A 24,547-nucleotide genomic window follows, 5' to 3' on the forward strand; every position below is an offset into this window, starting at 1 on the left:
GAAAAAATAAAAAAAGAGTGCATTTAACTAAAATTATAATCTTAAAAGATCCTAGAATGAGACTATTAAGATAATTTTCGGACTATTCTTTGAAAATAGTCCTTAGAATACCCCTGTTTATACTCAAACGACAGCTTTCGTAAAATATCACAATCAATTTCTACGCCCAACAACTTCAAACGTCGTTCTAATCGACAAAAATATTCAACTACTTGAGTAACATTAGTTGGTCGATCAGTATACTTTGCTCTCTCAAAATCAAGAAAAACAGGCTTATTGGTTTTTGTAATAATTATATGTTTAAAAGGATGATGCATTTCTTCTTTAGTGATTTTGAGAGTATCTAAGATATAACACTGCATTAAAATTGCATTTAACATCTTGTGAATTATTGGAGAAGATTGATTTTTTAACCATTCTTCAAATAACAATCCTTCAACAAATTCAATGATAATGTAATCTTTCCCTTGATCAATGAGTTTTGGACCTATCTGTTTTGTATTCACGATCCGTAACATCTGCGCCTCCCGATCAAGCGCCGCTAATGACCCAGAATCAGCACGCTGAACTTTAATTGCAACCTTCTTTTTTCTAAGATAAGCAACATAGACTACACCACGTTTTCCTTTAGCACAGTACCCCAAACGAGATACCCATTTTTGCTCTAATTCTTGATGAAGTTGAGATTTGGTAATTTTATATACATACAACTCTTCAAATGAAATTTTGTGTCTACCTACTTCTACCCAATCTAAAAGATGATTTCGCAAAATTTCTTCAATCTTGTTCTTGTTAGTAAGTGTAGAAAAAAGGAAAAGAATAATTCCGTTAGAACTCAAATAAGAATCAACTTGCTCGAAAAAGCGTTCTGAAATCTCCCAACCTTTCTTCCCCCCATACAACGCCATATCTGCAACATCATCTCTTCCTTGAGGCAGATACGGTGCATTGAAAATAATGACATCAAATTGTTGTTTTGGAACGTTTTCAAATAAATCACTGTGAATAACTTTAAGTCTTGATAATTTCCGCTGTTTTTTGATAGTTTGAAGATGTTTAATAACTTCCGGATTAAGATCAAGAGCAGTAACATCTTTAACGCAACCTAACTTTAAAGCAGTTAACGCTTGAATTCCCGAACCAGTACCAACATCCAATACTTTCCCAAACGCATATTTTTCTACTGCTTTTTGTAACAAGTAAGAATCTTCAGCTGGTTCGTAGATGGATTCATGCATAGAACAAGAAGAACATGATTTCTACATAAAGATTATGCTTAAAAAATTAGCGAGAAAGACTTCCAAGAAACAATTCAATTTTGTTAACATCTTCCTTCTTACCCAAATCCAACCAATAATCATGAATTGTGAGCACTTTAACTTTCTTACGTTTTGCAAGTATATTAATAGAATCAGTAAGTTCAAACTCCCCTCGCTGAGAAGGTTGAAGACCATCTAATGTATCCCAAATCTCAGAAGTAAAAGTATACACCCCGGCACTTGCAAGATTCCCAATAAATTCACGAGGTTTTTCAACAACATGTTCTAAAAACCCATTTTTCACGTCTAGAATACCATAGCGTTCGGGTTCATCAACAACTTTGCCCATAATATAACAAAAACCATCATTATGGTTGAGACGTTTGAAATCTTCAATGGAAAGCAACCCATCGCCACCTACCACAACAAATGAATCTCTACCACAAAATGTCTTTGCACAACGTAACGCATCTCCCGTTCCTTTTTGTTCTTGTTGTTCAAGAAATGTAAACGAAACTAAAGTGGGTGCTTTATACTGCCTCATGACAAAATCAATGATCTGTTCTTTACGATATCCTACAACAATGGCGATTTCTTTGTATCCTGCAGCAATTAAGTTATCTAATACATAGGATAAAAAGGGTTTGCCATTGATTGGCACGAGAACTTTTGCAAGAGTATCTGTAAGAGGTGCTAAACGGGTGCCTTTTCCCGCTGCTAAAATCACGACTTTCATGTTTCCTACATCCACCATAATCATAATGCCCCTTTCTCAATTTTTGCCAACACATCAAGAATCTCATTAAGACTACGAACAGAAGCAGTCGCCATTTTCTTCCCTTTCTCGTCATGTTTACCGCGACCCCATTGAATGTGAATCGTTTTCATGCCTAACAATGCTGCCGGCATTAAATCTAGATCAAATTTATCACCAACAACAATAGCTTTAACTGGAGATATTTGAAAATGTTTGAGAACTTCTTGGTACGCGGTTTTTTTATCATAAATAGAAATAACCACTATTTTACGAAATAAAGAAGTAGCAATACCCGCCGTCGCCATCTTATGATACTGAAGCTTCTCCTCGCCTTTTGAAACAATTACTAATGTATGCTGACCCTGAAGTGATTGAAGTAATTCCACCGCACCAGGAAGAGCAGAATAGGTATTTTTGTCTAGATTGCCATAATACGCTTTCTCTGCAATAAGAGCAAATTTATCTTTGTCTGTATTTTTCTCAAACTTAATCGTAGACAGAAATATCTTTATTGCTTCAGATCCGGTGGGAGCAGTTGAATCAATTTCCCGTAATTGTTTTAGAGCATCATCATTGCCAAAGGGAAGTTTTAGTCCAGCTGTAATCATAGCATTGATTGCATCTTTTGTTTTATACTCACGTGCTACTTTAGCAGTATCAACTAATGTGTCATCAAGATCAAAAATGATTAACATTCCATACCCCTCAATGATTCAACGACCAACAATATCCATCACCTGTTTTGCCACCTTGTCCGGATCATGACGAATCAACGCGCGTTGAGCTGCCAAAACATCATTTGCTTTACGTTCATTGACTGTTTTACTTAATAGATCTGCCCGAATAATTCTCTTATCTCCGTTCAAATCATCAACAACTAACTCCTTCTCCGCAGCATACTTCTTCAGAACCGACGCAGAAGGTGACGCAGTATTAACAAGAATGAAATCGAAAATATCTTCATCAGTAAACTTCGTAATCTCACGCACATAATCACTTGTTTTAAACCCAGTGGTCTGACCATTCCGGTTCATTAAATTGAGCACCAAAATTTTCTTTGCTTTAGTACGCAAAAGTGCTTTACAAATTTGATCCACTAATAAGACAGGAATCAACGAAGTATACAATCCGCCAGGAGCCATTACCACTGCATCAGCGTTCATGATCTCTTCTACCGCATGAGAATCAACGCGCGGTTTTGGTTCAAGGTAAATGCTTTTATATCCTTGATCCAGTTTATCTGAAGTATAAATTTCCCCTTCCCCATTAAGAAGAGTTCCATCATTAAGCACCATGCGCAAACGTACTTGATTAGTCGTTGCAGGAATCACCTTTCCTTTAATCGAGAGGATACGCCCTACTTCTTCAACAGCCTGCTCAAAACTGCCCGTCACTTTCTCTAACGCAGATAAGAAAATATTGCCAAAACTATGGCCCTTAAGACCGCCATTTTCAAAACGATAATTCATCAAATCGCGCATTAAATCACTTGATTCAGAAAGGGCAACTAAACATTGACGTACATCACCAGGCGGAAGAACACCTAGTTCATCACGAAGAATACCTGTGCTGCCACCATCATCCGCCATAGAAACAACTGCACTAATATCAACATCATATTTCTTTAAACCAGAAAGAACGACGAAATTGCCCGTACCACCCCCTATGACAACAATTTTTTTAGCAGGATTGACCATGAGACAAGGGCGAGAAATGGGCTTTTAAACATTATGGAAAAGAAACCGTGAAATGAATTTAAAAAATAAAGAATAAGCAGAAAATAAGAACAAGACTTAACCAAAATAATCCCATATTCGCCCTATCAGAGATTTTGGTGCAACAAGATTAGTGCGGTTAGTGTTTCTAGCAATGACCAACCCCTTATCGTATAAGCTCTGTGCGGGTTGAGAAGTTCTCCCTACCGTATTAATCACATAATCTCCATTAAATGGTTGAACACCACACAGATCTGCAACATCTTGATGGGTAACAAAAGTGTCAGTGAATGATCCTTCCAACATAAATCGATGAAAATACAAATCTACTAATCTCTCATGTTCTGAAGAAGTCACAGGCCAATAACGCTCACCAAATTGTAAAAAGCATTTATCATCACCGGTTATAAAAATTCGTGCGTCTCTCATTTTATTCCACCGTAACCGACTTCGCAAGATTCCTCGGCTTGTCAATATCACATTCCCTCATATCAGCAATGTGATACGCAAATAAATGTAACACTACCGATTCCAACAAAGGATACAACAAAGGATCCACTTTAGGCAAATAGAAAATATCATCCGCAAGTGCCGCTAATTTCCCATCTCCGATAGTTCCCAACGCCACTACCCTTCCACGTCGAGCCTTTACTTCTTGAATATTACTTAACATTTTATCATGAAACTCATCTTGAGGACATATCGCAAAGGTAGGCATATCTTCACACACCAATGCCAATGGACCATGTTTTAGTTCACCACCAGGATACGCTTCCGCATGAATATACGCAATCTCTTTCAACTTGAGCGCGCCCTCTAAAGCAAGAGGAAAATTGCGATTACGACCAATAAATAAGAAATTTTGATACAAAGCATAACGCTGTGAAACAGATTTTATACTTGCCGAGAGTTCAATTAAAGATATAATATGAGAAGAATAACCCTCAAACTCAAACGTCTTGCCTGCAAGATGATACGCTAATTGATACATCGCAATACATTGCGCTAAAAATGCTTTCGTCGAAGCAACACTAATTTCTGGACCATTAGTACGTGTATAGACTACTTCATCAACCTCACGCGCAATCGTACTGCCCACAACATTAATCACACCAAGAGTATGTGCTCCTCTTTGTTTAGCTAAACGAACAGCAGCAAGTGTATCAGCCGTCTCGCCACTTTGAGAAATAACCACAACTAAATCCCCTTTCGTCACGATTGGCACGCGATAACGAAACTCAGAACCAAGATCAATAGACACGGGAATTTGAGCCACCTGTTCAATAATATATTTTCCAAGCACACTCACAAAACTTGCCCCACCACAAGCCACGATATAGACTTGATTCCACGAACGTGCGCAAGAAAAACGGACTTTGAGAGACTCTTCCACAACTTTATCCTGTTCACTGATCTCTTTGATCATAAAATGTTTATAACCCTGTTTTTGTGCCTGCTCAATACTCCAATGTACTTCTTTAATCTCGTTAGCAACCTGCTTTCCTTCAAAAGTGTAGGATATTACATCCTGATCTGTAATACGCACAACTTCAAAATCACGCACATAAATTACACGACGAGTATACTCTACCAACGCAGCAACATCAGACGCAAAAAAATTCTCACCCTCACCTACCCCCACAATAAGCGGACTGCCATTACGCGCTCCAATAATTTCTCGTGATCCAGTGTGCAGCACACACAGAGAATAAGCACCCTGTAAACGAGGTAAAATAGAAAAAACCGCTTTAAGTAAATCACCACGATATACTTTTGCAATCAAATGAACCAACACTTCAGAATCGGTATCAGAACTAAAATTAACACCCTGTGATCGCAACTCCTCTTTAAGTTCAAGATAATTCTCAATGATACCATTGTGAATTAAAACAAATTGACCACTTTCATCTACAAACGGATGAGCATTTTTCTGTACTGGCGGCCCATGTGTGGCCCAACGTGTGTGCCCAATACCATATGTGCCTTTCATCTGCTCGAAATGCATTGTTTTCTCAACCGCATCAACCCGACCAGCATCTTTACGCAAATCAATATGATTGCCCTCGATCGTCGCAATACCCACAGAATCATAACCACGATATTCTAACAACCGCAACCCTTTAAGAATCAAAGCACCTGCCGGTTTTGGTCCAACATACCCCAATATGCCACACATAAATACAAATCCATTAAAAGTGGTTTATAAGGTTTGTTAAAGAAAGAGTTAGTAGGTATAAATTAATCAATATATCTCTTCCACAATATTATGTGTCGAATAAAGAACCTGCGACAAAAACAATAGGATTGCTCGATCTTTTTCAGTATTGCTATTTGATAACGAAACCATTTCTAGCTCTAACAAGTTCATTTTTGATTTAAATATCGTCAACTCATGAGGAGTATAATGTTCCGTCATCCTTGCACAGTATTGAACTAAATCCGAAATCTTTCTGAAAAAATGAAGAAGGGAATCGCTCACCTTTCTCTTACCAAGAGCAGACACACCATATTTCCCCAAAACATATCTACCTATGTTACGATATTGATCAGTAATCTCTTCTAATAAACAGACTATACGATATTTTGAGTTTGTTTTTTTAGAATCTTTATATCCTCGAAGATTGAGCATTCGTCGACAGAACAGGTCTAATTTGTTTGCTTGTTTCTCTAACAAAATACATTTTTCAATTTTATCATATTTTCCTTCCGCTAGCAGCTCTAAAAGCTCAATACCCATACTAATTGTCACATTAACCAATCGATGATACATTGAATCAAATTCTTCTTGAATACCAAACGCGATATTTTTCAATACACAATACTTTTCACCCTGCTCAATAATCTCAAACCCAATCAAGTAAGGAAGATAATCATAAATTCGCTTAAGATGATCAGAACTGTTAAAATTAATCCTAATCACATCATAACCTAACCTATAAGGGACATAGACCATCCACCCTCCAAACGTATCTTGATTTGAAACATCAACAGTAATACTCCCTAACGCTAATGGCTTACTAGAATTAAATAAAAGTTCTTTTCCATTTTCAACAAGATCAATCTCATCACCAGCCTGTAATCCATTTTCTTTCACCCATTTACTAGGCAAACTAACTGTAAGAGTATTAGTGCCAACCCGATTGATCTTACGCTTCATAGAGTGCACAGATAAACCATTAGTTAAAAATCTTTCTAAAAAGTAATTATATAATTACTGATAATAAATACAATTAGTAAAAGTATATATTTTTTAGGAAAAATTACTAATTATCTAGTCTTTAAGAAAATAAGACAGAGGAGACACAATGACCACAATAGAAGACATGATATTAATAAGGCAAAATATCACAAAGATAGAAAGAAACGCAAGTCTTTCAGCATTGGAAGTATATACAAGATTGGAGCCAATTCAAGTTCCCCATCTTGAAGAGAAACTATTAGAAAACAGTATTTTTCCAACAAAAGAAGCATACCAAACAGGTTTTTCTGAATTAAAAAAATATCTAGCCATTGCTGCAACATCCGCTGGACCCGTGGCAATGACTAGCCAAGAAGTGGATGCAACATGGCATCAGTTTATACTTTTTACTAGAGAGTACACACAGTTTTGTTCAGATAACTTAGGAAGATATATTCATCATGAACCAAATACCAGTACTACCACACTAAGCGATATGAAAGCAAGCATTGAAAATTTTGTCCAAGCATATGAAACAAATTTTGGAAGAACTCACCCAATATGGAATCTCTCTGAATACACCGCCGACTGTACCGGTTCGAGTTGTCAATCAGTGTGTAATGCACCAAGCTGCTACAGTATAGATAAACCATTGTCCGAGAACACAATACCATAATGCCCATAGATTATTTAGTACTAAGAGGACCAATTGGTGTTGGAAAAACTACCACTGCATACAAATTAATGGAAAAACTTAGATTAGATAATATTATTTTTTCATATTTTTGTTTAGACTTAATTGGCAGAGACCTAATAGGAGGAGAACCCTCATCTAAAAGACGCCAAGATACGATGAATATGATTGCACCAGAGATAAATAATCAGATCACACAAAAGCGGTTTCCGATTATAGATGGACTTTTTGATACAAAACTAATTGAACTTACTGATTTAGTTATAACTGGAAAACCGCTTTATATTACATTACATGCCCCCTTAGCAATTTGCTATGTGAGAAACAACAAAAGAGAAGGAGCTAAAAAAAGAGAATTTGAAAAAGTAAAGAAGTCTTACGAAATGACCTTAGCCCCCCATTCGACAGAAGTAGTAATTGAAAATACTAATGACATCACAACAACAGTTGAAAAAATTTACCAATTAATCCAAAATGAAAGAATAACAAGTTAACACAATATAAAAAAAAGAAAAAATCAGAAAATAAAGAAAAAGAGACCCAAGACCCTATTCGTCAACAAAATCTTCTAATTTAGCAGGTAACTCTTCATTAGTACCAAGTACACCACGTTTACGAAGATACTCACGAGCAACAAGATAGAAGCAAATGCCTACAGATTTCTTTCCCTTGTTGTTACAAGGCACAACTAAATCAATTTTGTTAGATTGATTGTTGGTATCACATAACGCAATAACTGGAATACCTACTTTATTGGCATCTTCAACAGCATTACGATCAGGCCAAGGATCACAAACCATGATAATTTTTGGCTCAGTAAAAGTATCCAAATTAGAGTTAGTTAAAATTCCAGGAGGATAACGACCAGTAATCACACGAATACCAGTCAATTTTTCCAATTGGCGAAGTGATTTCCATCCATTCTCACGACGGCAGATAATTAAAATATCCTGTGGTTCGTAATTAGATAAGAGATTGATTGCAAGACGTAAACGCTCATCAATTTTTTTCAAATTAAGAACACTTAACCCATCTGGACGAGTTTTGTAAATAAAATTAGACATATATTTGGTCTTAAACTTAGTTCCAATATGAATACCACTTTTAAGATACTCATTAGAATCAATCAAAAAATCATCAGATGTCTCTGTTACAATTGCATTTGTGTCTTTCATGTTATTCACCTATTCCTGTTTGTTTAGCATCATAAGGTTGAAATGCCTCCAACAATCACTGCGAGTCCGTCGCGAGGGGTTGCACCTCCTGGGAAACGCAACGACGTTTCCGGGATCCCAGAAATCACCGGGATTTCTCAGGACTACGGGAACGCAGGACATTTGATTTAACATTGAGCATTTCGAAGATGCTAAACAAACTTATCAACAAGCACAAGAAGGGATTATATTTACACTTCAAGTCTGCGGTATTTATGGCCTCACGCAGCAATTCTACACTTCGTAAAGAGTAGAGTTGGCTATGAGAATACAAAACCTGCAGTTCTTTTTAAATGTTTAGCTAGATGAACTAAGTTGAACATTTTCTTTGCTCAAAATATCCTCAATCCATTGTGCTATCTCTTCCGGTTGTTTTCCTAGGGTATCCATCTTGTAATACGTAGCTCGAGCAGAGAAATAGCGCTGCGTCTCCTCCCGTAATGCATCTAAATACAAAACATGACTTGCTGGTTTGAATAATTTCTTTGTAGCGAGGCGAGATAAGATTATCGAGTTATCTAATGTCAGATGAAACACGATAGTATCCTTAGTGAGAGGTTTGGTATGAGTTAGGTGAGCTAAGTGTGAAATCAACATTACTTCTTCACCAGGAGTAATCTTTCCTGTCCGACGTTGTGCCACTGTAAAAGGATATTGAAAATGGAGAGCATATTCTAAAATTGTGGGAACAGTAATACCCTCCTCGCGTGACCGATAATAATCAATAAACCATTTATTAGAAAGAAACTTATCTTGTTCAACATCTGGAGGAATCACAGGCAATCCTTCTTCAAAAAGAACCCTAAACCCCTTCTGTTGTAATAACCTTAAGACTGTAGATTTTCCAGAACACGCATCACCCACAATAATAACCTGTCTCATAAACACCTCGCACCAACCTATTGCATAACGCCTTATTGTGTGACCTCTTCCACTCCTTTCTCCACAATTTTAAACAATATTTCTTTCCCTTCAGGCAGCGCGCGATGTTTACGCAAGATCAGAGAACGACAAGACGCAAGCTTCTGCACTTCCAATAGGCATTTTGAACCATATCGCAGCAAATCACCACCCACCATCTTCACTTTATCACGATTATCAAAATCACTATACACCTGCGTTGTAATCAATACAGGTATTTGCTTACGACGAGCTATCTCCACAAGCAACGCAATTTGCTTGCCTAACGCCGAATTAACTTCGTACACTTCCTCACTTTTCCCTAATTCTAAACGATAGAGCATAGAAATAGAGTCAATAACAATTAACCCAACAGAAGGAGTAATGACATCCCGTAATCGTTCAAACATCTCTCGTTGTTCTGCAAACGTCATTGGATGATAAAAGAAAATACGTGGCAAGATAGTATTAACATCCGGATTTATTTGCATAATGCGTTCCACCGCAATTCCCCCCTCTGTATCCATAAACAAAACCTGTTTACCTTCTACCGCTGCAGCTACAGCAGCAAGTAGGCACAGATTAGTTTTACCTGAACCTGAAGGACCGTAGAGAGTTGTCACCACATCAGCATCATAGCCACCAGCCAGAAAACGATCAAAAAAAGCCGAACCAGTAGTTATTTTCATTAGCATACACAGATAATAGCCAGAATATAAAGATTATGAGAATACAGACCTAGCTCCCCATCAACTTTATATACGCCAAACCGTTTAATCTGATCCCATGAACAAAAAGCACCTCTGGATTCTTACTGCCATTTTTGTTCTTACTTTACTCATTCGTCTCTGGATTGCGTTTTCCCAGCCAACATTTACATACGAATCATATTTCCACTTACGTAACATTGAAGCAATTAGAGATACCGGACTTCCTCTTTTTAACGATCCACTCTCGTATGGCGGACGAGAATTACGCTTTCTCCCTTTATTTCATTACACCCTTGCAATTCCTAGTTTAATCATGCCGATTGATATCGCCGCCATACTATTTTCAAATTTATATATAGCATTATTAACAATTATAGTATATCTTATTGTTCGACAAGTTACTAAAAACGAAGAGATACCCCTTATCTGTGCTGGTCTAACCGGAATATTGCCTTTCCTCTTTACACCTAACAGTATTACACCAGAAACATTATTCATTCCCCTTATCTTTCTAACGATCTATACGTTTCTTAAGATCAAAGAACCAAACTATATCTATTTCTACATCCTCCTCTTCTTTGCAAGCTGTCTTACCAGTTCTGCAACCATTTTCCTTATCCTTAGTTTTTTAATTTATTATGTATTAAATTTCATCGAAAACAAAAAAGTGCCGCCAGAGGAAAGTGAGATCATCCTATTCTCAATTTTCTTTTTCATTTGGATTCAACTTATCTTCTTTAAACAAACATTCCTCACGCAAGGATTAAGTTTTATCTGGCAAAATATCCCCCTCCAAATAGTACAACAATATTTTCCCCATTCCTCATTAATTCAAATCATGCTCTCCGTAACAATAATTCCATTTCTTACAGGAGTATACGTAGTATACCAAAATCTGTTCTATGCCAGAAATAACCAAGCCATCATTATCATAAGTAGTGCTTTAGCCATCTCGCTTCTTACTTTTTTTCGGTTTATGAAACTTAATTTCGCACTCTCTTTATTTAGTATTATTCTAATTATTCTCTTTGCTTTCTTTTATGAAGAGATCATCGAGTATACTCGTAAAACAAAATTAAGCAAAAAAATAACATTAATCAGTGTTGTAATCATATTTGTAGTCATTGCAACTATTCTTCCCGCAACCATCACTGCCCCTCAACGAACACAAGCGCCCCTAGTTGAAGAAATTGAAGCATTAAAGTGGCTTGACAAAAGTGTTGACGACAAAGCAGGAGTAGTCTCCTTACTTGAAGAAGGCAACATGGTAACATATTTTGCCAAACATCCCAATTTAATGGATGAGCAATTTACGCTAATTCCTGACGTCGAACAACGTTTTAAAGACTTACGATCTTTGTATACAACTTCATTTCAAACCCAAGCAATTGAATTGTTAGAAAAATATGGGATGAAATATTTAGTCCTAACACCACGAGCTCAAGAAACCTACGGGATTACTAATTTTCGATATTTTGAACCATCCTGCTTTGAACCAATTTATAGTAAAGAAGTTAAGATTTACAAAGTAAAATGCACATTAGAAAGCACAGTTAACCAAGACAAAATAAACTCAAAATTGAAATTAAAAAAATAAAATGATCGTAACAAAAAAAAATCCACAAACCAGAACATATGCTACCATCATTATTTTAAGTATTAGTCTTCTGATCTTTATTACCCCATTGTTAAATTCTTGGTATAACCAACAACCATTATTGCGCGGACTTGAAAGTGCATATTTTCTTCAACCAAAACAAATAGATTTAGAATCTTCCCCAATAGAAAGTTCAATTTCTCTTTACCTCATAACTTCATTGACCAGCAAATTACCCCTAAATGCCCTAGCATTTATACCGCCAATTATTGCAATGAGCTGTATAAGTCTATTGTTCATCCTAATACATAAAGAGTTTAATTCTCTAGAAAAAGAAATCATTTGCCTTGGCTTAATAATTATAACGCCTGCCATGCTGATTCTATTCTCAACAATATCAGTAGTTTCATTTTACCTGTTATTAATATTATTAAGTTTAATCCTGTTGCAAAGTAAAAATTGGGGCATAAAAAGCATAGGAATTGTAACTCTGCTCCTATCAACACAAATGACCATAGCCCTCGCCATCACAACTATAATCATCTTAGGAATCTATTTTTTCAAACAAAGTGAAGACAGAATGTTTTATGGGGTTATAGGGGGCTCTTTAGCAGCAGTAACCCTATTAAGCTCATTAATTTCTCTTGTACCTCTACAAAACCCTGCCCTTGAACAACCTTCCACATTTAATATTATCTTCGATTTGAATGGAATAACTGGAATTAGTCTCTTTCTAGTGCTTCTTTGTATAACTGGGATCGTAGATCTTTTCAGAGAGAAAAAAGGAATGTATTATCTTATCGCAATTGTCGGTTCGATAGGGATCTATTTTATCGATCGCACTCTGCTTGCGCCAATTGCTATTGTCCTAACACTCTTCGCCGCCCAAGGGATATTATATTTATATAACAAAAAATGGAAAGTAGAACCTATTCGCAACTTAACCCTGTTATTATTAGCATTGGGATTCTTATTTACGTTCATGAGCTATCAACAAACCGCGACAAACATATCACCCACTACACCAGAACTACAAGCATTGGAATGGATTAACAAAAATACCGTACCTCAAAATGTTATCTTTTCTACTCCAGAAAACCAATATGTCATTCTTGCAATTGCTCAACGAACCCCTTTTACAAAAATGAATTCGCCAGAACATCAAAATGTCACCGATGCAATCTTAAACGCCCAATATATCAATGAATTGTTTCCCCTCCTTGATAATGCAAATATTGAATATATCTATCTTCCCCAACGCGTAATTACGCAATTACCCTCTGACGAGAAGCTCCTCTTTCTACTCCAGAACGAAAGATTTAAAATAGTTTTTCAAGCCAACCAGACCACAGTTTGGCATTACAAACAAACTTAAATAGATCATATTCAATTAAAATATTAAATAATATTTAATTAAAAAAAAGCATAGAAAAGAGAAATTAAAAAAGAAACAGTACCCAACATGATCATCACCTTCCTTGATAGCATCCTTCTTGTAACGTATTTCCTCCTTCTCTTTCTGACCATATTCTGGCTTCTAATTCTATTTAATCCAGATAAAAAAGAAAAACCAACCCCTGCACACGACTCACCCCTGCCCCAATTTAGTGTAATTGTGCCTGCATATAACGAAGAAAAATCAATTGAACAAACTCTTACCTCTTTAGTACGGCTACGTTACCCCACTCAACTTATCCAAATAATAGTTGTCAACGACGGTTCTAAAGACAAAACGCCAGAAATTGTTAAAACATTTATTCAAAATCATCCAAATTATAACATTACACTTCTCAATCAAACAAATGCAGGAAAAGGTCGAGCTCTCAACAATGGAATTAAACATATTACGGGAGAATTTTTTGCCTGTCTTGATGCTGATTCATTTGTTGAAGAAAACGCTTTGCAAGTAATGCTTCCCCTCTTTGAAGAACAAGAAGTTGCAGCTGTTTGTCCCACACTTAAAGTACGTAAACCTAATACCATCCTTGAAAAAGTCCAATGGTCCGAATATATCATTAACATGTTCTATAAATTTCTTAACGCAAAAATTGATTGCATCCATGTTACACCGGGCCCATTTAGCATCTATCGTAGTGCAGTAGTTCGTAAATTAGGAGGATTTAGCGAAGAAACCATTACCGAAGACTTAGAAATGGCAATTCGTCTACAAAAACATAATTATAAAATTCTTCAGACCTTCGACACCACCGTTGAAACCGTAGTACCTGCTACCTGGAAAACCCTCTTTCGTCAACGCGTTCGTTGGTATAAAGGAGGAGTAGATAACACCATCGCCTACAAAGAACTAATCTTTAACAAAAAATATGGTGATTTTGGAATGATGCGTATGCCCACCATCATCAGCTCTGGCATAATTGTACTTATTCTTACCACTGCTCTCATCCAAAGCCTCATCAAAAGAGGATATCAATTTTATCTTAGTCTAAGTGCAGTCAACTTCGATGTATTAACACTCATCAAACACTATACATTTGAATTTAACCCTTTGATTCTCCCCTTCTTCAAATTAACTATTGCCGCCACTGTTATCATCTTAAGCTTCTTAATTATGATCTTATCATTCAAACTGCTTCGAGAAAAAATAACCAATTATGGAAAAACTTGGACTTCCCTATTCACCTATTTCTTTGTATACGGACTATTTCTTACCACAGTATGGGTGTACATCGCCTATATGTTTATAAAGAAAAAGAAGAACTTTTGGCATTAAAACAGATAAAAAAGAGTAGAACCTACTATGGAACGACAACTTAGCACCAAAAAATATCTTCTTGCACTAATACTTACTCTTATTATCTTTGGTGTAGGAATACTTATAGGCATGCTTTTTGAAAACGTACGTCTTGAACATTCCAAAGAACTAATCCTTGCAGAAAAAGTAGGACTACAAAGTCTCCAACTTCAACAAAAATACATTGATCAAGGTCTTGCTGATTGTGGTGTTCTTCACCAGATTCTTGAAACAAACATTGACCAACTACAAAAAAAGATGGGAGAAGTTGCTGAATATGAAAAACGATCCATGCTCAAAGAAAGCGAATTTAATCTAGCACTGCAAGACTATTTTCTCACCGAAATACAATTTCTTCTCCTCTCCCAAGATATTGATAAAACCTGCCTCCAAGAAAATGTAAAAGTGATCTATTTTTATGATGATAACCCTTATGATACTCAAGGGGAAATTCTTAGCTATCTTAAAAAAATCTTTGGTAACAAACTATTGATCTTTTCACTAGATTCTACTTTCAAAGAAGAACCCATGATCAAAATTTTGTTGCAGTCACACAATATTACTCAGTTCCCTAGCGTTCTTGTTGAAGATCAGAAGTTTCATGGATCTACATCAGTAGAAGTACTTATGCAAACCATTTGCACTAAATTTGAAACACTTAAAAGCCAAGTTCCACCTGAATGTAAAATCATGGAAGAGAAAAAAGTTAAAATAACATCACAATAAACTAACTTCATGCAAAATAGATTCAAAAAAAGTCTAGAAAAACAGACCGCACATCACCAAACAAGAATCATTTTGTTCTTACTTTTCACTTTTTTTATTCTATGCGCCATCATCAAATGGACAACACAACGAGTTTTTTTTGATGAAACGGTCTATCTCTCCATTGCCCGCTATTTCATCTCCGCTGGTCAATATGGCTATTTTGAAGCACTGCGTCCTCTTGCACTACCTGCCCTTCTCGTGCCATTTCAACTTCTACCCTTCTCATCGCTACTTATCGCAAGAATCGCAACAGTATTACTAAGTTGTGTTAGTCTCTATGTACTCTACTTAATTCTCAAAAAGTATTCCGGTCTTCCTACTGCAATATGGGTTCTCTTCTTTATGAGTACCAGCAGTCTTATTTTTCTTCATTCAGGATATATTCTTACAGATATTATTGCCTATACACTAGGTGCAACAGCAATTCTTACCACTTTTCAAAAACGTTATCTCTTAGCCAGCATGACACTCGCGCTTGCATTTCTATTTAAGTTCCCCCTTGCATTACTCCTATTACCTTGTGGAATCCTCTTCCTAATCCAGAAAATACAAGAAAAACAAGATAATCCCCTCTCTTTACTCACAGAGTCTATCAAAATAATGGGTATTTTTTTGCTTACCATTACTCCATTTCTTATCTTTAACATAACAATGTACGAAGGAACTCTTCTCGAACGAGTAACACTTCCATTCATACAAGGTTCATTGATTGTTGAACAAGATACCTGGGTCTATGAAACCGCATCAGTAGGAAGATATTTTGTAACCTTGATAAAATTTGAACCATTATTACTCCTTGTCTGCCTCTCTACATTTCCGCTATTGTGGAACAAACGTAGAAAAGAATTGATTACACTATCTACTACCATTATACTCTTTTTACTTTACTTCGGACTACGTGTCCCTCGCTTTGACCCCCGTTATATCTTAGCTGTTGTTCCTTTTTTAATTATTATCGCAGCCATGGGAATTAGTCAAGCTAATCTTTCCAAGGTCTTTAAGAAAGTGATTATCGCCCTTGGCATTTTGACCATCGCGATCAATCTGTATATCATTCTTCCCCAACAATATGAACACTCATCTCAAATTACTTCCACATTAAATTCATTACATCCTAACCAAAAAATAATGCTCACCTCAAATCCCGTCGTCTTTGCTGATTTTGCAGGTAAAGGACAATTTATTGACGGGCAAAATCAAGGACATCTTTTCGAACAATATCAAAAAAATATAAACATAGAATGGCTTGCGCTCGATCCATCACAGTTTGCCTGTCCCAAAACATTATTAACATCTCAAGCCATCTGCCAAAAAGAACAAACACAAATGGTATCATATCTTCTCTCTCGCAACAAAATAATCACATGTGGATATTACCATGGATTTCCTATCATCATCTTTAGCAAAAACGCAACCACAACCATAAATCCTCAAATCTGTTTACAATCAATCAATTATACCTACCTACCCCCCCTACCACCAACTATTGAATTTCGTCTTAATGAAATAGAACTTGATAAAGAAGGGAATATTCAAAATTTAGAAAATGTACAACGAATTATAACTAGTCTTAATCAAACTCATACCCCACTAACTATCACAATAAGTGCAGCCAATACTTCTCTTAGCATTTCTACAAAAGAATTCTTGAGTACTCTTCACAAGAATATATCTCTTGGTGTCTTGACAAGACCAGAACGTAATACCATCCAATTCATAGAGCACGTTAAACAAGAGACGTCCCTAAAGATTATTTCTATCTCTCCATTTGGAGATGATTGGACAAATTATAATGAACCATTCCCACAGTCAGTTAAACAGTGTTACGAAGGCGCCTGGCTTCAAACCAAGCTAGTCCCCATCACTTGTACAAAAGTTGATATGTACACCACTAAGAATTGGAAGACAAAAGAAACGTACTCTATTGCAGAACTTCAAGAAATGACACGAATTCAGCTCCAGCAGGATCCACACCTAGTTATTGATATCTGGGCACCATCACTCAATGATTCACAAACAGCAGATATCGAAAGCTTTATAGGAATTCTTCACCAAACCCTAAACACGAATGAACCATTTCAAATTTCGTGAATATCTCTGCCTTCTTCGTCCCTATCAATGGTACAAAAATCTCTTGGTCTTTCTCGCCATCATTTTCTCAGGAAATATTCTTAACACCGCAGCATGGCAAAGTTCATTGCTCACATTCATTGCATTTTGCGCTGCCTCATCAGTCAATTATATCATCAATGATTATAACGACAAAGAAAAAGATCGGTTTAATCCGGAGAAAAAAACACGACCCCTTGCCGCAGGAACAATATCAACAGCCAGTGCATTAATACTCGCATCCACATTGGGAGGAATCTCACTTCTGTTTGCATTATCAGTCTCACCAATCATCATGCTTGGAATAATCATCTTTCTCAGTGTAAGTACACTTTATACTCACTTCCTTAAACACCTGCCTCCTGCAGACATAGTAACCATCGGTATGCTCTTCGTTATTCGTGCCGTTGCCGGAGCACTCGCAATCAAAGTTTACATCTCTCCCTGGCTGATTTTATGTCCATTCTTTCTGGCTCTTTTTCTAAGCGCCGCCAAACGCTACTCAGAACGCGCCTTTTTGAAAAACAATGATTCTCGTCCCATTCTTTCATTCTATACCCCAAAACGAAATAAAATTATTTTCATAACCAGTACAACTGGTCTTTTTGGCTCCTACACCCTGTACAGCATACTTGGCCCACATACCTCATTAATGTACACCATCCCCCTTGCATTGCTCGTTGTAGTTCGCTATTATCAGCTCATCATAAACGGTTCAATTATAGCAAGACATCCCCAAAAGATGTATACAGATGGATGGCTTGTGATTATATCATTGTTATGGATAATTAGCATTGCAATAGGGTTATATTGAACTTAAGAAACATAAAGTTACTTCATCACATAAATCTATTTAAGATCAAATCTTTCTTTTGAATTATGATTATTGGAATAATCTCTGTTATTATCCCGACCCTAGCTTCTCTAATCTCGTTGTGGACTCTATTTGAAATGAGAAAACAGAGGAGAAGTTCCTATATGCCAGAAGTCCTAATAGAAAATACAACATTTCAGATTTATTGTGATGGAAGTTCAGATTGGCAACCTATTAATAAAGAGAATACAAAAGTTAATTCATTAAAAAGATATTCACTAACACTTCATAATATTGGATTAGGACCTGCTAAAAATTTCAGTGCTAGATGGAGATATGACCTCAAGAAAGCGATAAATGTTGTGAATGAATTAGGTAATAAAAATATTAATGTAAAACAGGATCGGGATTTTGTTGAAATAAAAATAGGCAAAAGAAAAAAGTGGGTTAGTATCTTTCCTGAAAGTTATAACCCAATCTTTATTGAATCAAATAAGAAACCACAGGAGGATAACTTTTTAGATTTGCCTTTACATTACCAAGCATTATTCGCATCGATGATTGAGATATTAAGTTATAGAGAAGATTTGATGTCAATGAAGCGGATAAAAGACTTTCCAAAATTATATCTTGAAATGAATTATTCTGATGTAAGTAACAATAAATACATAAAAATGATTTATATTAAGATAGATACCTTTTTCTTACAAACTTCAAAAAAAGATCAACGCGGCGACTTAATTTTTCAGGGAAGGCTAATTCCATTAGAGCTGCCAAGGAAAAAACGAATTTTCAGCCTACACCACCACTAGACCTTTCGCTTCTAACACCTTCCTTACCGAAGCATCAATCTGCGACTCACTAATTCGCCCATCACGCACAGCCGCAGCAACAATCGAAATCATGCGATGCAATTCTTCAGGGTTTTTATCAAAATTCAACACAATATCATTACCCGCAGCAAACACCGCCACATACATCTCATCCACAGTTGGATAAAAGTTTTTCAACCCCAACATATGAATTTCATCCGAAATTATCAACCCTTTATACTGCTGCTTCAAGTCTGCAATAACCTTTGACGAAACCACAGAAGGAATACCCTGTGAATCCACCGCACCCGTCGTAATCAAATGACTCACCATGATTGATTTAACAGTACCATGTTCTGCAAGATAAGAATAAGGATAGACATCTTTCTCATCAATTTCCGCCCCAACTAAAAATTTATGTGGATCACGCACCACTAATGTCTTACCCGGATAATGTTTTGCTGTTGCAATGAGTCCTTGTGCTTGCAAACCTTGCGTATACGCTTGGGCAAATTGCGCTACTTGTTTTTCATCACCTGGAAATGTACGACAACGCCAGATCGTATCCCCTAAATCTACTACTGGCGCAAAGTTCACATTAAAACCCATTTCTCTCATAAATTCTCCATCATGAAACCCTTTCTCATACGCCTCACCAAGCGTAGCAACCGAAGATGCAGATGTTAAATTAGTGATATGAATAAACGGACTAATACACCCTTCTGCATCCGCCGTAATAAAGAAAGGAATAGTAGCACCCTCTTGTGCCTTACGAATAGATGTGGAAAACGCATCTGTTGATTCGAGTGCAAACATATGCACGCCACCCAGTTGCATACGACGAAAAACCTCCATGTTTTCTGGAAGCCATAAGGATACTGTCATCTGCGCAATTTTCTGCTCAAGAGTAAAAGAATCCAGATCAACGGTATTTCCAACAATAACCGGTTCGGGATCTGTTGAAATAAATAAACCACGAGCCTTAGCCACTGTAAGTAAAAGCAGAATAAACACGACGACACTCAGACAGATAAGGATACGTTTATGGAATAAAGTGCTTTGAATTAGAGTTTTTGATACGTTCGATTTTGATACTTTGGATTTTTTCAATATTTTAGCAACCACTCTTAGTGCCTCCAATATGGTTGCGTCTTGCAATAATAATACGCTTTAGAATTCAAAGTATACGCAACACCATAATCAGCGGAAGTGCAATGATATTCTCCCGCATCTTTTTCACAACTAAGTTGCGTTGCCGCTGCCAGACAACAACGATCAAGATCACCTAACGCAGTACTTTCACCCTCCCACTCAACTAAACAAGAGGGTTCACCTGATGCAAGAGTGTATTGCGCCCTACCAATAAGTGCAAAAGGAGTACCAAGAAGATATAACAACAAAATTAACCCGATCAAGCCCAGAGATACATTAAGAACTACCCACTGCCTCGTCGTCACCATTTTAGTATCACAGCAAAAAGTATATATAAAATTATGCCCCTACCTTCATTATGAATCTTCTTCAAGACGCATTTCGCGACATAACCACCTTAGGAGGATTTGTCTTTACAGGGTTACTCTGTCTCATACTCCTCGCCACAGAGCAATATGAACTTCTCTTTCAAACCGTTTTAGGACTCTTTCTCATTTTAGTTATCTGCATCATAATTCGTCTTATATATTACAAAGATCGGCCACTCAAACAAAAACATCAAAATATCATCGAACGTATCGACGCTTCATCATTTCCAAGCATGCACACTGCTCGTGCCATTTTTCTCCCCATTATCTTTTGGAACCATCTAAACAACCCGCTACTCCAAGGGCTGGTTGTTATACTTGCATTAACCGTATCATATTCTCGGATTTATCTTCAGAAGCATGACTGGATTGATTTATTAGGCGGAGCAGTATTAGGTGGTATTATAGGAATAGCAGTAGTATATATTTAGATCTATGTTCAAATATCCTATCAACAAAAATCAAGAATAATTCTCAAAAATCTACTTTCTTTTCCTTACTTTTACAAAATCGCCCAAAGTAAATTCAGCCGCACCCTTCTTAACCGTACCTTTCTCATCTTGTTTTTCTTCAGATGTCCCGCCACCCTGTTTCACCACAAAATTAATCCCTAAAATCTTACCAATCCGACGAGCAACATCAAGATCAGGCTTAAGAGAACCTGCTTCCCATTTTGCGACTACACTCTCTCGTTCTTGAAGTAATGCAGCAAAATCAGTTTGAGTGAGTTTACGTTTAGACCGTTCTTTTTGTAACAAAGAGCCATAATGAGAAATAACTTCAAACTCTTCCTGAGGCATGGTTTTAACTGGAGCACGTCGATACGTTGCTTCACTAGGAGCACGTCGAATTTGACCATAACTAGCGCAGACAGCACAGACACGAAGCACACTTCCTTCAATATCTGCAGTCACTAAATTTGAAATTTTCCCACACATTTCACATGCAGCCATGAGGGGTACTTTAGCAGAAGTAGTATTTAAAGGTTATAGTAGTGGAGAACATATGCTCAGAAAAGTAAGAAAAAAGAAAATGGTAAAAAAAAGATAAAACTATCGTCGTGCTGCAGCAGGACCGCCTTCTCCTCCAAGACCACCACCTGCTTCTAATCCAGGCCCATTAGGTGATGCATCAGGACTACCCGTACAACTACAATCACCACCATTATCTTCATTTGCACATCGCATGACCTCACAGCCGCGATTCAAAGTCATTTGTCGTTGAAGGTTTACACCACCAATACCGCAGCACGCAAGGCTGTTAAGGAGAGCTTGGTTGCGAGCAGGATTATTGCCTGTGACACCAATCGAATCGCGTGGAGCACCCCTACCTCCCCCACTTCCTGTGCCAGCACGACCGCCTTCACTCACTGCCATACCCCCTACATTTGCCATTCCTGTATTCGCAGCCATATTGCTAGACTCACCGCACATCACTTGCGCGCAGACATTATCAGAACCAGAACCCATGGCACGACAACTTCCTGCAGCCGCTGCATCACGATTCACTGGATTTCGATCTGCACCAGGAGCTCCCGGATTTGATACTGGACCAGCACGTCCAGGACCTTGTTGAGCTCCAGCAAATCCAGGATGATCTTGGGCAGCTTGAGAGCCCATACAATCACCGCTAAATGAAGCTTGTTCGTTTGCTCCCGTACATGATGAAGAACAGGAATCTGGATCAGCACAAGATGAAGCACCAGTGCCTTTTGCTTCTTTAGCTTCTGCAGCAGCTTTCTCTGCATCTTCTGCAGCGGCTTTTGCTTGTGATTGAGATAAATCAGGTTCATCACATCCACTGGTACATTTTCCTTCCCCATCATATGAAGAACTATGTGTTTCGGTTCGTGAAGAACCATCCTCATTTTGATATACGTAATCTGTTTTTGTATCAATCTTATCTACTTTACCATCTGCAAATTTTGTTGTTATAGTGGTGGTTGAATCCATATTTTTTCCAAAATATTTGTTTACTTGAGTTCCTGTGCCATGTCCATCTAGTTTTACACGACCTACTTGTATGTCACTGGCCAACCCACATCCGCCACTCAATGGATTTCCTCGCTGCAACGACATCGTATCACGCCGTTGACCAGGTTGCAATGCACCTGCGCCAGCAGCTTGTTCTCGTGCGTCTGCAGCACCAATGCAAGCAACCATCTGACTACGCTGTTGATTAGCTTGATTTTGCACACGACCAGCAGCAATATCGGCATCACTAGGAAATACACTTGCACTCAGACATGATTCATCACCAAAAATACCCATGCCTGCAAAACCACCATTCCCGGGATTAGCTAAGGAACCACATAACGATTGTGCCATTGTATTTTCACTTCCTGTCGCCTCAGCCCCCCATTGACCACCTAATGTCTCTGCTCCAAAGCCAGGACCTTTTGCAGCATCAGCTTGTTTACCAGGAGCAGCCCCACCTGCGGCGCCAGCTTGCATGGGATCCATTAATCCACCACCACAAAGCGACGTAGGACAACTATAACTCTCTTCTCCAGTTTCAGGAACAACTTTAGATCCTTGTTGTACCATATCACCAAATTGACAATGACCATCGTTAAGAGCGCCAGGTCGAAGAGAATTCAAAAGAGCTGAAGGACTTGCGCAATTATCGCGAGCATTTCCTTTACACACAGGAGCACCTACAAGTTGCCCTGATACACGATCATACAACATCATTTTTTCTGTTGCCCATCCTTTTGATCGCACTTCATCTTTCATCTTTTGTTTATGCTCTTTAAACAGTTGATACAATCCAGAATCTTTTCCACGGTGTTTATCAACATCATAAATTAATAGATATGCAGGCAACATCAGATTCAAAAAATTGCCCTGAGCATTTTCATAGCCAAATGCATTAAGAGTACCTAAAACCGTGTTTGTCCCACTTCGTAATGCAGCACTTAGTTTTGCTGTTTGTTTCTCAGATAAGCACACTGATTGACGCGCAATCTTTTGAGCAGGTACCCATCCCGGCATACTTACACCATCTTTAGCACGAAGAGATGTTACTTCATCACAATATTCATAAAAGAGTTGATCACGAATAATATCATCGGTAAAACAGGAAGCAGGCATGTCTCGAATTTCAGTAGGGAAACTATTTCCTAAGTTCTTTTCTAATTCGGCCTGAAGTTGTAAACATCCAAGATTAATGCCATTTGAAACAACAGTGATTTTTGATTTTTCATTATCAGCTAAACGCAAATTCTCCCAAGACGCACTCATTGCTTGATCACGACTGCGTTGTGCTGCCGCATATCCTGCTCTACCTGCTTGAGAACGAACCCGAGCATTTGCAGCAACCACATCCATCATAGAAGAAGATTTCTTAACCGCAACTGATCTTGAAGACGCTTGTACTTGACGAGCTGCCGCAGCTACTTGAGCAGGAGAAGCCCTCGCTGCAACAGGAGTGCGGGCCACTCGCTTTGTTGCTAACCCCGCAATCGCACCAGAATCACCTGAAGCGAGTGCCGTTAACTCTTCATCTGAAAGAGTCTTCAGCTCCGCCCTAAGTTGATCTTCAGAAACTACATCACCAGAAGAAAGCAGCGATGCAAGCAAAATAATGCCCACAAGTGCTACTAAAGAAAATAGAATAATCTTATCTTTACGTTGAAAAACCATATCTAACACCTCTAATTTAATCAGAAGTAATTCTTGCAAATATAAAAATGTACTGATTTGCTCTAAGTCATCAAATCAGGAAAAATAAGCAATTGAAGAACCAA

General features: G+C 37.6%; 24 protein-coding genes. 10 read left to right on the forward strand and 14 right to left on the reverse strand.

What is annotated here, in order from left to right:
• Positions 1 to 65: 65 nt before the first annotated feature.
• The 7 genes from HYV86_04280 to HYV86_04310 form a co-directional block, all read right to left on the reverse strand.
• Complete coding sequence (locus tag HYV86_04280; GenBank protein MBI2573049.1) at positions 66 to 1,238, reverse strand: methyltransferase; 1,173 nt, start codon at positions 1,236 to 1,238, stop codon at positions 66 to 68.
• A gap of 46 nt (positions 1,239 to 1,284) precedes the next feature.
• The gene (locus HYV86_04285) at positions 1,285 to 2,013 is read right to left on the reverse strand and encodes an NTP transferase domain-containing protein (GenBank protein MBI2573050.1); all 729 of its coding nucleotides are present in this window, start codon (positions 2,011 to 2,013) and stop codon (positions 1,285 to 1,287) included.
• Positions 2,014 to 2,015: 2 nt separating this feature from the next.
• Positions 2,016 to 2,711: an HAD family hydrolase gene (locus HYV86_04290; protein MBI2573051.1), complete on the reverse strand. Its 696-nt coding sequence runs from the start codon at positions 2,709 to 2,711 to the stop codon at positions 2,016 to 2,018.
• A gap of 18 nt (positions 2,712 to 2,729) precedes the next feature.
• A complete protein-coding gene (locus HYV86_04295; GenBank protein ID MBI2573052.1) occupies positions 2,730 to 3,713 on the reverse strand; it encodes a YvcK family protein in 984 nt (327 codons plus the stop codon).
• 96 nt (positions 3,714 to 3,809) lie between these two features.
• Entirely contained in the window at positions 3,810 to 4,160 is a 351-nt protein-coding gene (locus tag HYV86_04300) for a hypothetical protein (protein ID MBI2573053.1), read from the reverse strand.
• A gap of 1 nt (position 4,161) precedes the next feature.
• Positions 4,162 to 5,907, reverse strand: coding sequence for a glutamine--fructose-6-phosphate transaminase (isomerizing) (gene glmS / locus HYV86_04305; GenBank protein MBI2573054.1), 1,746 nt, complete (start codon positions 5,905 to 5,907; stop codon positions 4,162 to 4,164).
• 66 nt (positions 5,908 to 5,973) lie between these two features.
• Entirely contained in the window at positions 5,974 to 6,888 is a 915-nt protein-coding gene (locus HYV86_04310) for a phosphate uptake regulator PhoU (protein MBI2573055.1), read from the reverse strand.
• Between the two features lie 148 nt (positions 6,889 to 7,036).
• Here HYV86_04310 and HYV86_04315 point away from each other — a divergent pair, with 148 nt between their 5' ends.
• Positions 7,037 to 7,585: a hypothetical protein gene (locus HYV86_04315; GenBank protein ID MBI2573056.1), complete on the forward strand. Its 549-nt coding sequence runs from the start codon at positions 7,037 to 7,039 to the stop codon at positions 7,583 to 7,585.
• Positions 7,585 to 8,097 carry a hypothetical protein gene (locus HYV86_04320; GenBank protein ID MBI2573057.1) on the forward strand — a complete coding sequence of 171 codons (513 nt, stop codon included), beginning with the start codon at positions 7,585 to 7,587 and terminating at the stop codon, positions 8,095 to 8,097. Before HYV86_04315 ends, HYV86_04320 begins: the two co-directional genes overlap by 1 nt.
• A gap of 54 nt (positions 8,098 to 8,151) precedes the next feature.
• Here HYV86_04320 and HYV86_04325 read toward each other — a convergent pair whose 3' ends face one another.
• From HYV86_04325 to radB, 3 genes are all read right to left on the reverse strand, one after another.
• On the reverse strand, positions 8,152 to 8,778 hold the full coding sequence (locus HYV86_04325; GenBank protein ID MBI2573058.1) for a 30S ribosomal protein S2: 627 nt from the start codon (positions 8,776 to 8,778) through the stop codon (positions 8,152 to 8,154).
• A gap of 336 nt (positions 8,779 to 9,114) precedes the next feature.
• Positions 9,115 to 9,699, reverse strand: a complete 585-nt coding sequence (locus HYV86_04330; GenBank protein ID MBI2573059.1) for a hypothetical protein — start codon at positions 9,697 to 9,699, stop codon at positions 9,115 to 9,117.
• A 32-nt stretch (positions 9,700 to 9,731) separates the two neighbouring features.
• The gene (gene radB, locus HYV86_04335) at positions 9,732 to 10,406 is read right to left on the reverse strand and encodes a DNA repair and recombination protein RadB (protein MBI2573060.1); all 675 of its coding nucleotides are present in this window, start codon (positions 10,404 to 10,406) and stop codon (positions 9,732 to 9,734) included.
• Between the two features lie 97 nt (positions 10,407 to 10,503).
• On the opposite strand from radB, the gene HYV86_04340 reads away from it, so the two are divergent.
• From HYV86_04340 to HYV86_04370, 7 genes are all read left to right on the forward strand, one after another.
• On the forward strand, positions 10,504 to 12,024 hold the full coding sequence (locus HYV86_04340) for a glycosyltransferase family 39 protein (GenBank protein ID MBI2573061.1): 1,521 nt from the start codon (positions 10,504 to 10,506) through the stop codon (positions 12,022 to 12,024).
• A gap of 1 nt (position 12,025) precedes the next feature.
• Complete coding sequence (locus HYV86_04345; protein ID MBI2573062.1) at positions 12,026 to 13,399, forward strand: hypothetical protein; 1,374 nt, start codon at positions 12,026 to 12,028, stop codon at positions 13,397 to 13,399.
• 87 nt (positions 13,400 to 13,486) lie between these two features.
• On the forward strand, positions 13,487 to 14,755 hold the full coding sequence (locus HYV86_04350; protein MBI2573063.1) for a glycosyltransferase family 2 protein: 1,269 nt from the start codon (positions 13,487 to 13,489) through the stop codon (positions 14,753 to 14,755).
• A 27-nt stretch (positions 14,756 to 14,782) separates the two neighbouring features.
• Positions 14,783 to 15,502, forward strand: coding sequence for a hypothetical protein (locus HYV86_04355; GenBank protein MBI2573064.1), 720 nt, complete (start codon positions 14,783 to 14,785; stop codon positions 15,500 to 15,502).
• A 9-nt stretch (positions 15,503 to 15,511) separates the two neighbouring features.
• On the forward strand, positions 15,512 to 17,635 hold the full coding sequence (locus HYV86_04360; protein ID MBI2573065.1) for a hypothetical protein: 2,124 nt from the start codon (positions 15,512 to 15,514) through the stop codon (positions 17,633 to 17,635).
• The gene (locus tag HYV86_04365) at positions 17,613 to 18,467 is read left to right on the forward strand and encodes a UbiA prenyltransferase family protein (protein MBI2573066.1); all 855 of its coding nucleotides are present in this window, start codon (positions 17,613 to 17,615) and stop codon (positions 18,465 to 18,467) included. The genes HYV86_04360 and HYV86_04365 overlap by 23 nt, the downstream gene beginning before the upstream one ends.
• 164 nt (positions 18,468 to 18,631) lie before the next feature.
• Positions 18,632 to 19,279, forward strand: coding sequence for a hypothetical protein (locus HYV86_04370; GenBank protein MBI2573067.1), 648 nt, complete (start codon positions 18,632 to 18,634; stop codon positions 19,277 to 19,279).
• Here the strand turns inward: HYV86_04370 and HYV86_04375 are convergent.
• Together HYV86_04375 and HYV86_04380 are read right to left on the reverse strand one after the other, a co-directional pair.
• Positions 19,265 to 20,404, reverse strand: coding sequence for a hypothetical protein (locus HYV86_04375; protein MBI2573068.1), 1,140 nt, complete (start codon positions 20,402 to 20,404; stop codon positions 19,265 to 19,267). The two genes, HYV86_04370 and HYV86_04375, sit on opposite strands and share 15 nt — an antisense overlap.
• 2 nt (positions 20,405 to 20,406) lie before the next feature.
• Positions 20,407 to 20,739, reverse strand: a complete 333-nt coding sequence (locus HYV86_04380; GenBank protein ID MBI2573069.1) for a hypothetical protein — start codon at positions 20,737 to 20,739, stop codon at positions 20,407 to 20,409.
• A gap of 50 nt (positions 20,740 to 20,789) precedes the next feature.
• Here HYV86_04380 and HYV86_04385 point away from each other — a divergent pair, with 50 nt between their 5' ends.
• Complete coding sequence (locus tag HYV86_04385) at positions 20,790 to 21,230, forward strand: phosphatase PAP2 family protein (GenBank protein ID MBI2573070.1); 441 nt, start codon at positions 20,790 to 20,792, stop codon at positions 21,228 to 21,230.
• A 51-nt stretch (positions 21,231 to 21,281) separates the two neighbouring features.
• Here HYV86_04385 and HYV86_04390 read toward each other — a convergent pair whose 3' ends face one another.
• Both HYV86_04390 and HYV86_04395 read right to left on the reverse strand, forming a co-directional pair.
• The gene (locus HYV86_04390; GenBank protein MBI2573071.1) at positions 21,282 to 21,752 is read right to left on the reverse strand and encodes a TIGR00270 family protein; all 471 of its coding nucleotides are present in this window, start codon (positions 21,750 to 21,752) and stop codon (positions 21,282 to 21,284) included.
• A 99-nt stretch (positions 21,753 to 21,851) separates the two neighbouring features.
• Positions 21,852 to 24,443 (reverse strand): hypothetical protein, encoded by a 2,592-nt coding sequence (locus tag HYV86_04395; GenBank protein MBI2573072.1) that lies wholly within the window; start codon positions 24,441 to 24,443, stop codon positions 21,852 to 21,854.
• Positions 24,444 to 24,547 lie beyond the last annotated feature (104 nt).

It is taken from the genome of Candidatus Woesearchaeota archaeon (genome assembly GCA_016188115.1).
Lineage (GTDB): Archaea > Nanobdellota > Nanobdellia > Woesearchaeales > GW2011-AR9 > JACPIK01.